This is a genomic window from Nocardia wallacei, assembly GCF_029868745.1.
Lineage (GTDB): Bacteria > Actinomycetota > Actinomycetes > Mycobacteriales > Mycobacteriaceae > Nocardia > Nocardia wallacei_B.
Map to the genome: position 1 here is coordinate 1 of NZ_JARWOP010000352.1, position 9925 is coordinate 9925.

At 70.4% G+C, this 9925-nt stretch carries 9 protein-coding genes; all 9 read right to left on the reverse strand.

Annotated features, from left to right (window positions below; all coding sequences use genetic code 11):
• A partial coding sequence (locus QH470_RS32500) for a hypothetical protein (protein WP_280276206.1) occupies positions 1-190 on the reverse strand: 190 nt, incomplete at its 3' end.
• Positions 168-956, reverse strand: a complete 789-nt coding sequence (locus QH470_RS32505; protein ID WP_280276207.1) for a DUF4333 domain-containing protein — start codon at positions 954-956, stop codon at positions 168-170. The genes QH470_RS32505 and QH470_RS32500, both read right to left, overlap by 23 nt.
• Before the next feature lie 164 nt (positions 957-1120).
• Positions 1121-3814 carry a DEAD/DEAH box helicase gene (locus QH470_RS32510; protein ID WP_280276208.1) on the reverse strand — a complete coding sequence of 898 codons (2694 nt, stop codon included), beginning with the start codon at positions 3812-3814 and terminating at the stop codon, positions 1121-1123.
• 2 nt (positions 3815-3816) lie between these two features.
• Positions 3817-4803 (reverse strand): twin-arginine translocase subunit TatC, encoded by a 987-nt coding sequence (tatC, locus tag QH470_RS32515; protein ID WP_280276209.1) that lies wholly within the window; start codon positions 4801-4803, stop codon positions 3817-3819.
• A gap of 89 nt (positions 4804-4892) precedes the next feature.
• Positions 4893-5147, reverse strand: a complete 255-nt coding sequence (gene tatA, locus QH470_RS32520; protein WP_280276210.1) for a Sec-independent protein translocase subunit TatA — start codon at positions 5145-5147, stop codon at positions 4893-4895.
• A 64-nt stretch (positions 5148-5211) separates the two neighbouring features.
• Complete coding sequence (locus tag QH470_RS32525; RefSeq protein ID WP_280276211.1) at positions 5212-6258, reverse strand: 2-dehydropantoate 2-reductase; 1047 nt, start codon at positions 6256-6258, stop codon at positions 5212-5214.
• The gene (locus QH470_RS32530) at positions 6255-7268 is read right to left on the reverse strand and encodes a helix-turn-helix transcriptional regulator (RefSeq protein ID WP_280276212.1); all 1014 of its coding nucleotides are present in this window, start codon (positions 7266-7268) and stop codon (positions 6255-6257) included. The genes QH470_RS32525 and QH470_RS32530 overlap by 4 nt, the downstream gene beginning before the upstream one ends.
• Positions 7265-8263 carry a helix-turn-helix transcriptional regulator gene (locus QH470_RS32535; protein ID WP_280276213.1) on the reverse strand — a complete coding sequence of 333 codons (999 nt, stop codon included), beginning with the start codon at positions 8261-8263 and terminating at the stop codon, positions 7265-7267. Before QH470_RS32535 ends, QH470_RS32530 begins: the two co-directional genes overlap by 4 nt.
• Before the next feature lie 67 nt (positions 8264-8330).
• Positions 8331-9689 (reverse strand): Pup--protein ligase, encoded by a 1359-nt coding sequence (gene pafA / locus QH470_RS32540; protein ID WP_280276214.1) that lies wholly within the window; start codon positions 9687-9689, stop codon positions 8331-8333.
• Positions 9690-9925 lie beyond the last annotated feature (236 nt).

Below are 9925 nucleotides of genomic sequence, written 5' to 3' on the forward strand. Positions count from 1 at the left end.
CCCCCCACACGCCCCCCCCCCCCCCGCCCGCGCCGCCCCCTCCCACCCCCCCCCACCCCCCCCCCCCCCCCCCCCCCCCCCCCCCCCCCCCCCCCCCCCCCCCCCCCCCGCCCCCCCCCCCCCCCCCCCCCCCCCCCCCCCCCCCCCCCCCCCCCCCCCACGGCGACTCAGTTCGGGCGGCCCACCTCATAGGTGCCGTCGTCCTTGGTGATCTTGACGGTAACCTTCTTCTGCTCGCCGCCCACCTTCAACGTGCAGTCGAAGGACTTGCCGACCTCGACCTTCTGTCCGGACGGGCAGCTGACGTTCTGGACGTCATCGATGCCGTAGGAATCCTTCAGCACCTTCTGCACGCCGTCCTGCACGGCCTTGTTGTCCAGCTTGTCGCTGGAGAGGAAGACGAAGCCCAGCACAACCGCGACGACGATCACGACCAGCGCGATCGCGCCGCCGATCAGCGGACCCTTCCTCGACTTCTTCGCACCGGAGGACTGCAAGCCCTGCTGCTGGGGCTGCTGCCCCCACTGCTGACCGGGCTGCTGCTGACCCCACTGCTGCGCGCCCTGCGGCTGCGGCTGGTTCCACTGCTGCTGCGTCGGCTCCCAGCCCTGCTGCTGCGGGGGCTGCTGCTGCGGCCACGACGGCTGGCTCTGCTGACCCCACTGCGGCTGCTGCGGCGGCTGGCCCCACTGCTGACCGGTCTGACCGGGCTGCTGGCCGGGTGGCTGCTGACCGGGCTGCTGCTGACCGGGCTGCTGCTGACTCCACGGTCCCCCGCCCTGCTGTCCTCCCCACTGCTGGGTAGGCTGGGCTCCGCCGGGCTGCTGACCCCACTGCTGAGTGGGGCCGGACTGGCCGGGGGGCTGCTGCTGCCCGCCGCTCCACTGCTGGGTCGGATCATTCGGGCGTCCCTCCCCTGGACCAGGGGTGTCGCTCGGTCCGTACGGGCCGCTCATCTGCCTGCCTCCACTCGCACTCGTCGTACTCACGCTTGCCCCCCGAGTGAGGTCGTCACTGCCTCACCACGGTCGGTACACGCAAGCATCCAATCACAGTCGATTGCGCCGCGTCCGGATTGGCGTCGTTCGCGGTGTTCCCCGATCGCGGCGCGGCTACTCCACTAGGCCGCGTCGACGGCCACCACGCCACGCCGGATCGCCTTCACCGCCTTGGCCGCGGTGGCCGCGACCTCCGTGTCGTCGGCGGTCTGATGGATCTGGTCGAGCAGGTCGATGACCTGGCGGCACCAGCGCACGAAATCACCGGCCGAGAGCGGACTGCCCTGTTCCCCACTGGCGAGCAGGGATTCGGCCAGGCTCTCGCCGCGGGCCCACTTGTACACGCCGGTGACGAAGCCGAGATCCGGTTCGCGGGTGGGCGCCAGCTTGTGGCGGGCCTCGTCGGTGCGCACTTGGCTCCACACCCCGACCGTGGCTCCTACGGCCCGCCGGATCGGCGGGGTCGGCCCGGCCGGTCCGAGGAACCCGCCGGTCTCCTGGCGCGATTCGTATACCAGGATCGACACCACCGCCGCCAGCTCGGCGGCGCCCAGGCCGCGCCACAGCCCCTCCCGGAGGCATTCGGCGACAACGAGATCCGCCTCGGTGTAGATGCGCGCCAGGCGGCGGCCGTCGGCTGTCACCTCGCCGCCGTCGACGTAACCGCGCTCCTCGAGCAGCCCGACGATGCGATCGAAGGTGCGGGCCAGCGAATTGGTCGTGGTCGCCACCTGCTGGCGCATCGACTCCGTCTCGCGCTGCAGCCGGTTGTACCGCTCGCCGATGCGTGCCAGCTGTTCCCGGTCGGGCCGGGTGTGGGCGGGGTGCGAACGCAGCGCCCGCCGCAGGCTCTGCAGCTCCCGGTCGTCGCCGCCCTTAGACCGCGTCCCGCGGCGCTGCCGCCCCGGCGCGCTGATGCCGGTGCTGCGCAACGCCGAGGCGAGATCGCGGCGGGTGCGCGCGGTGCGGTGGTCGACATGGCGCGGCAGCCGCATATGGCCCAGCGGCTGCGCCGGGGTCGGAAAATCGGCCGCCGAGACCCGCCCGGCCCACTTGTCCTCGGTCAGGACCAGCGGACGCGGATCACCCGGGGACGCATCGGCTTCCAGGATCACCGCCAGGCCCTGACGGCGACCCGACGGGATGGCCACCACGTCCCCGCGGCGCAGCGCGGTCAGCGACGCCACGGCGGCCCCGCGCCGATCGGCGCGGCCCTGCCGCTCCAGATCCCGCTCGCGCTGCTTGACCCGCTCGCGCAGCGACAGGTACTCCATGAAGCCCTCGTCCCCGATCTGCGAGCGCAGCTTGCGCACCTGACCCTCGTTGCGCTCGATGCCGCGCACCAGGCCCACCACCGAACGGTCGGCCTGGAACTGCGCGAAGGACCGCTCCAGCAGCGCCCGCGATTCGGCCGCGCCCATCCGGTCGATCAGGTTGATCGACATGTTGTAGCCGGGCCGGAACGAACTGCGCAGCGGATAGGTGCGGGTGGACGCCAGGCCGGCGACCGCGCTGGTGTCGACATCGGGGTGCCACACCACCACCGCGTGTCCCTCGACATCGATCCCGCGCCGGCCCGCGCGGCCGGTCAGCTGTGTGTACTCGCCGGGGGTCAGCTCGGCATGGGTCTCGCCGTTGAATTTCACCAGCCGCTCCAGCACCACCGTGCGCGCGGGCATGTTGATGCCCAGTGCCAGTGTCTCCGTGGCGAATACGGCCCGCACCAGACCGCGCACGAACAGCTCCTCCACCGTGTGCCGGAAGGCGGGCAGCATCCCGGCGTGGTGGGCGGCCAGCCCGCGATACAGCGCCTCGCGCCACTCCCAGTAACCCAGCACCTCGAGGTCGGCCTTCGGCAGATCGCCGGTGTGCTTCTCGATGATCGCGTCGATCACCTCGCGGTCGTCCTCCCGGCTCAGATCCAGCCGGGAGCGCAGGCACTGCGCCAGCGCGCCGTCGCATCCGGCGCGGCTGAAGATGAACGTGATGGCGGGCAGCAGGCCCTCGTGGTCGAGCACGGCCAGCATCTCCGGGCGTGGCAGCGGTCGATAGAACCGGCGCCCGCCGCCGCGCCCGCGCGGGCCGCCCCAGCTCTCCATCCGGTCGGCCTGCTCGCGATGCTTGATATAGCGCACCAGGTCCTCGTCGACGAGGATCTTCTGGTCGTTGGACTTCTGATCGAACAGGTCGAACATCCGGCGGCCGACCAGGACGTGCTGCCACAGCGGCACCGGGCGGGTCTCGTCGACGATCACCGCCGTGTCCCCGCGCACCGTCTCCATCCACGCGCCGAACTCCTCGGCGTTGCTGACCGTCGCCGACAGGCTGACCAGGCGTACGTCCGGCGGCAGGTGCAGGATGACCTCCTCCCACACCGCGCCGCGGAACCGGTCGGCGAGGTAGTGCACCTCGTCCATCACCACGTACGAAAGGCCTTGCAGCGCATCCGAACCCGCGTAGAGCATGTTGCGCAGCACCTCGGTCGTCATCACCACGACGGGCGCGTCGGGGTGCAGCGACTGGTCACCGGTGAGCAACCCCACCGCGCCGCGGCCGTAGCGTTCGACGAGGTCGGCGTACTTCTGGTTGGACAGTGCCTTGATGGGCGTGGTGTAGAAGCATTTGCCGCCCGCGGCCAGTGCCAGATGCACCGCGAACTCGCCGACCACTGTCTTTCCCGCACCGGTCGGCGCGCACACCAGCACGCTGTGCCCGCCTTGTAAGGACTCGCACGCCTGCTGCTGGAAGGGATCGAGGGTGAATCTCAGCTCCGCGGCGAATGCCGCGAGTTCGCCGGAAAGCGACCGTAGTGTCACCGTCAGAGGGTATCGGAGTAGTCCGACACGGGGCGTGGGGTTTTGTCCGGCGTCGCCCCGACCGGCTCCGCCGCGGACACCGGCGCGGGCGGCTCGACCGGCGCCGCGCCCTCGACGCCGCCGGGCCGTTCGTCCAGCGGCGAGGCCTCGTCGTCGGACAGCTTGCTCCAGTCGTCCTTGCGGGCGCGCCGCCGGTCGTTGAGCCGCGCGATCTGCACCGCCACCTCGAACAACAGCGTCAGCGCGAGGGCCAGCGCCAGCATCGAGAACGGGTCCTGCGGGGTGACGACCGCCGCGAAGACGAACAGTCCGAAGATCAGCCCGCGCCGCCACTTCTTCAGCTTCTCGTAGCTGAGCACGCCGATCATGTTGAGGCCCACGATGAGCAGCGGTGTCTCGAAGCTCACGCCGAAGATGATCAGCAACTGGATGATGAAGCTGAAGTACTGCGAACCGCTCAGCGCCGTGATCTGCACATTGCTGCCGATGCCCATCAGGAAGCTCAGGGCGTGCGCGACGACCCAGTACGCCAGCAGCGCGCCGGTCACGAACAGCAGCGCGCCGGTGCCGACGAAGCTCAGCGCGTACTTGCGCTCCTTGGCGTACAGGCCCGGCGTGATGAACGCCCACAGTTGATACAGCCACACCGGGCAGGCCATCACGACACCGGCGGTCAGGCCGACCTTGAACCGCAGCATGAACTGCTCGAAGGGCGCGGTCGCGAGCAGCCGGCAGGCGCCGTCCGGGCTCAGCGCGGCACGCTGCGAGGCGGGCAGGTCACAGTACGGGCCGCGCAGGATGTCGCCGAGACTCTCGATGCCGAGGAAGCCGTGCTGGTACCAGAGGAACCCGAGCACCGTGGTGAGCGCGACGGCAAACAGCGACTTCAGCAGCCGCGACCGCAGCTCGTGCAGGTGCTCGACCAACGACATGGTGCCGTCGGGATTCGTCCTGCGCCGGCTGCGCCGGGGGTCGAACGGAATGCGCATGGATGTGGCTGCCTCGCTGATCGCCTGTCACCGGATCCGGACACAACGCGACCCGGGATGATCGGCTCATCCCGGGATCGACGAAACTGCTACGCCTTGTGCGTTTCCGGATTCGGCGCGGGCGCCGGCGTCGACGGCTGGGCCGGGGGCAGTTCCTGCGTCGGGGCCTTGGCGGGCTGCTCCGGCTTGGATGTGCCGTCGGATTGCATCTCGCTCATCTCGCTCTTGAAGATGCGCAGCGAGCGCCCCAGGCCCCGGGCCGCGTCCGGCAGCCGCTTGGCGCCGAACAGGACCAGCACCAGCACCGCGATGATCAGCCAGTGCGTCGGGCTGAGTGAACCCATCGATAACCTCCAAAGACTGTGGTACGTCCGATGCTACCGGACCTCCGATACCCGAAGCCGCTCGTCAGCTCTCGGTCGCCGGATGGCGGGCGGCGTCGTCGCGGGCCTCCCGCAACTGTGCCAGTAGCTCCGGACCCGGCCACGTCCGGGTGTCGCCGTGCTCGGCGGCCTCGATCAGTTCGGCCAGGCGGGCATTCACCGGGGTCGGCGCCCCCACCATCCGGCCCAGGTTCACGATCTCCCCGCACAGCCACCGGATCTCGGTGCGGCGACCGCGAGCCAGGTCGTCGGCCATCGATGAGCGGGCCATCGGATCCACCGCCAGCACACTGCCCGCGACCCGCGCGAACAGCGTGTCCGGCACCGTGAGCAACCGTGCCATCAGTGCCGGCGGCAGGACGGTGAGCCGGGCCGGGCGGATTCGCGCGCGCCCCATCACGGCCAGGGCCTCGATCTGCGCGAGCGCGAGGCAGCGGCGATAGTCACGCTCGGCCAGCTCCTCGCGCAGCGGCCGTCCGGACAGCGCGTTGATCGGATTGTTCAGGTTCAGAAGCAGTTTCGCCCATTGCACCGGCCGCAGATCGGCATGGCGTGCCAGTTCCAGACCGCCGCGGCGGAACAGCGGCGCGAACCGTTGCAGCGCCGCGTCGTCGGCGACGGCCAGCCCGCCCTCGGTGCCGCGATGGAAGCGGCCGCCATCGTGGTGCACGACGTTGAACATCACCATTCCGGCCAACACCACGCACGACGGCAGCGACTCCCGGATCGCGGTGTCGTTGCCGATCCCGTTCTGCAGGCTCAGCACGACCGTCCCCGGACGGACGTGCTCGGCGAGTTGGTCTGCGGCCGCCACGGTCTGGGCCGATTTCACGGTGATCAGCACCAGGTCCGCCGAGTCGGCGTCGTGCGGAGTGGTCGCCGTGCGGAACGCCGAGGGCGCCACGCGGTCGTCGCCGCCGTCGAGGTCGGTGAGCCGCAGCCCGGCGGTCGAGATCTCGTCGAGCAGCCGGGGCCGTCCCACGAAGGTGACGTCCGCGCCCGCCGCGGCCAGCTTCCCGCCCACGAAGACGCCGATGCTGCCGGCGCCGAGCACGGTCACGCGAAAGGTCACGCGGGACCGACCTCCTCGGTCACGGCGCGGTCGTAGCCCGCGCCACCGGAATCGGCCAGGGCGGCGTACGCGGCCAGCGCCGCACCGGACCGCTCGCGCACGGCGCTCACCAGTTCCGCCGGGCCCAGCACCGTCACGCCGGAGCCGAAGCCCAGCAGCAGCCGCGCCATCCAGTCCAGCGTGGCGAATCGCATCGTCGCTTCCACGCTGCCGTCTTGGTGTACGGCCACCCGGTGCATCGGGTACTGGTCCAACACCCAGCCGTAGTCGGCATGGACCAGCAGGCGCGCGAGCGGAATGGCGGGATCGTCGGAGAACAGGTCCAGCGCCGCGGACTCGTCGGTGGCGTGGCTGGGCGGGCGCGCGGGCTCGTCCAGTTCGGTGGCCTGCTCGAGGCGGTCGAACCGGAACAGCCGCACCCCCTCCGCCTCGCGGCACCAGGCCTGCAGGTAGGAGTTGTTGTCCACCAGCACGATCCGGATCGGGTCGACCACCCGCTCGGACACCACGTCGCGGCTGGCCGAGTAGTACACCAGGCGCAGCGCGCGACCGCGGGCCAGCGCGGAGCGCACCGTCGTCACCGCCGGGGCCTCCACGGGTGCGGCCGGTTCGGGCCCGGCCGAACGTCCGGGGTCACCCGCGATGGCCGACTCGATCTTCGCCATCGCCGAGCGCGCGGCCGTCGGATCGACCATGCCGGGCAGATCGGCGATCGAACGCAGCGCCACCAGGACGGCCGTGGCCTCGGTCGAGGTCAGCCGCAGCGGGCGGTCGATGCCGGCGGAGAAGGTGACCTCGATGCTCTCCTCGGAGAACGACAGGTCGATGAGATCGCCGGGCCCGTAGCCGGGCAGGCCGCACATCCACAGCTGGTTCAGGTCGTTCATCAGCTGTTTCGTGGTGACGCCGAGTTCGGCGGCGGCGTCCGCGGCGCTGATTCCGGGGTTGGCCAGGAAGTACGGCACCATGTTCAGCAGCCGCGACAGCCGCGTCGACAACCGACTGCTCACGTGGCCCCCACTTCCGTCCCCTCGAGCACCGACCGCAGCCGGGCGACGACATCCTCCCGCAGGTCGGCCGGGGCCAGGACGAGCGCGTCCGGGCCGAGTCCGGTGATCAGGCGCGCCAGCCAGTCCCGCGAGCGGACCGGGACCTCCACGATCGTGCCCGGACGGCCGCCGAGTTCGCGTTCCTCCACGGCCGCGCCCAGCCGCCGGACGTCCTGGCCGCGGCCCTCGGCGACCCACACCGTGGCGGTACCGGTCACCTGCGACGCGCCGGTCACCCGGGCGACGATCGCCCGCAGATCCACGTCCTCCGGTTTGTGCACGGCATTCTCCGGCCCGTACGCGGTGACGTCGTCACCGATGCGCGACAACCGGAACGTGCGGGTGGCGTCACGATCGCGATCGTGCCCGACCAGATACCACCGACCGTGATGAGTGACCACACCCCACGGCTCCACATCGCGCATCAGATACGGGGCGTTGTGCGACATGCGGTGCTCGAAGCGGACCGCGCGCCCGGCGTCGACCGCCGCCAGCAACCTGCCCAGCGCCGCCTCCGACCCGCGCGTACGCGCCGGAACCGCCGGGACCGACGACAACGCCGCGTCCGATTCGACATGAATCCCGGCCGCCCGCAACTTGAGCAGGGCCCCTTCGGCCGCGGTCGCGAGTTCCGGAGATTCCCACAGCTGCACGGCGACCGCTACCGCCGCCGTCTCCTCGCTGGTCAGATCGATATCGGGCAGCTCGTAGGCGTCGCGGTTGATCCGGTAGCCCTCCTGCGAGGAGTAGCGACTGACCGGGCCGACCTCCAGCGGGATGCCGAGATCGCGCAATTCGTTCTTGTCGCGCTCGAACATCCGGCTGAACGCCTCGTCGCTGGCGGAGTCCTCGTATCCGGCGACGCTGTCGCGGATGCGCTCCGCGGTCAGGAACTGCCGGGTCGACAACAGCGCGATGACCAGATTCATCAGCCGCTCGACCTTGGATATCGCCACGCGACACAGAGTAATCGGCCCGCGCCCACACATGCGCCCCGGCGCACGATTAGGCCATGGATTCGCCTTACATCGACGCGATCAGCCGATCCACTCGCTCATCAACCGAACGGAACGGGTCCTTGCACAGCACCGTGCGCTGCGCCTGATCGTTCAGCTTCAGGTGGACCCAGTCGACGGTGAAGTCGCGGCCCGCCTCCTGCGCGGCGGTGATGAAATCGCCGCGCAGCTTGGCGCGAGTCGTCTGCGGCGGCGTGGTGACCGCGGCGTCCACCGACTCGTCCTCGGTGATCCGCTTGGCCAAGCCCTTGCGCTGCAGCAGGTCGAACACGCCGCGGCCGCGCTTGATGTCGTGGTAGGCCAGATCCAGCTGGGCGATCTTGGGATCGGACAGGTCCATGTTGTAGCGATCCTGGTAGCGCTGGAACAGCTTGCGCTTGATCACCCAGTCGATCTCGGTGTCGACCTTCGCGAAATCCTGCGCCTCCACCGCGTCGAGCGTGCGGCCCCACAGGTCCACCACCGCGTCGACCTGCGGGTCGCGGTCGCGGTTGCGCAAGTGGTCGACCGCGCGCGCGTAGTACTCGCGCTGGATGTCCAGGGCGCTGGCCTGACGGCCTCCGGCCAGCCGCACCGGTCGGCGGCCGGTCAGGTCGTGACTCACCTCGCGGATGGCGCGGATCGGGTTGTCGAGAGCGAAATCGCGGAACGACACCCCGGCCTCGATCATCTCCAGCACCAGCGCCGCCGTGCCGACCTTCAGCATCGTCGTGGTCTCGGCCATGTTCGAGTCGCCGACGATGACGTGCAGGCGCCGATACTTCTCGGCGTCGGCGTGCGGCTCGTCGCGGGTGTTGATGATCGGGCGCGAACGCGTGGTCGCCGAGGAGACGCCCTCCCAGATGTGCTCGGCGCGCTGCGACAGGCAGAACGTGGCCGCCTTCGGGGTCTGCAGCACCTTGCCGGCGCCGCAGATCAGCTGGCGGGTGACCAGGAACGGCAGCAGCACGTCGGAGATGCGGGAGAACTCGCCGGCCCGTACGACCAGGAAGTTCTCGTGGCAGCCGTAGGAGTTGCCCGCCGAGTCGGTGTTGTTCTTGAACAGATAGATGTCGCCGCCGATGCCCTCCTCCGCCAAGCGCTGCTCGGCGTCGATCAGCAGTTCCTCGAGCACCCGCTCACCGGCGCGGTCGTGGGTGACCAACTGCACCAGGGAGTCGCATTCGGCCGTCGCGTACTCCGGATGGGAGCCGACGTCGAGGTACAGACGGGCACCGTTGCGGAGGAACACGTTCGAACTACGGCCCCAGGACACCACCCGGCGGAACAAATACCGGGCCACCTCGTCAGGGCTCAACCGACGGTGTCCGTGGAACGTGCACGTCACCCCGAACTCGGTCTCGATCCCCATGATTCGTCGCTGCACACTATCGACATTACAGCCATGCCCTGCCCGAAATGGGCTGTGCGCGCAAGCGGATGCAAACGGGTTCGCAACAGTTACATTGGCGTCGCCTTCGGCGCCGCGGGTTTTTGGTCCCCTGTGGCGGGGGGGTTTTTTGGGGGGGGGGGGGGGGGGGGGGGGGAGGGGGGGGGGGGGGGGCGAGCACAGACCCCGCGCCCCCCCGCGCGGGGGGGGGGGGGGGGGGGGGGGGGGGGGGG

Coding starts and splice junctions, on each gene's coding strand:
- QH470_RS32505 (WP_280276207.1), bottom strand. CDS start 956: ATGAGCGGCCCGTACGGACCGAGCGACACCCCTGGTCCAGGGGAGGGA.
- tatC (WP_280276209.1), bottom strand. CDS start 4,803: ATGCGCATTCCGTTCGACCCCCGGCGCAGCCGGCGCAGGACGAATCCC.
- tatA (WP_280276210.1), bottom strand. CDS start 5,147: ATGGGTTCACTCAGCCCGACGCACTGGCTGATCATCGCGGTGCTGGTG.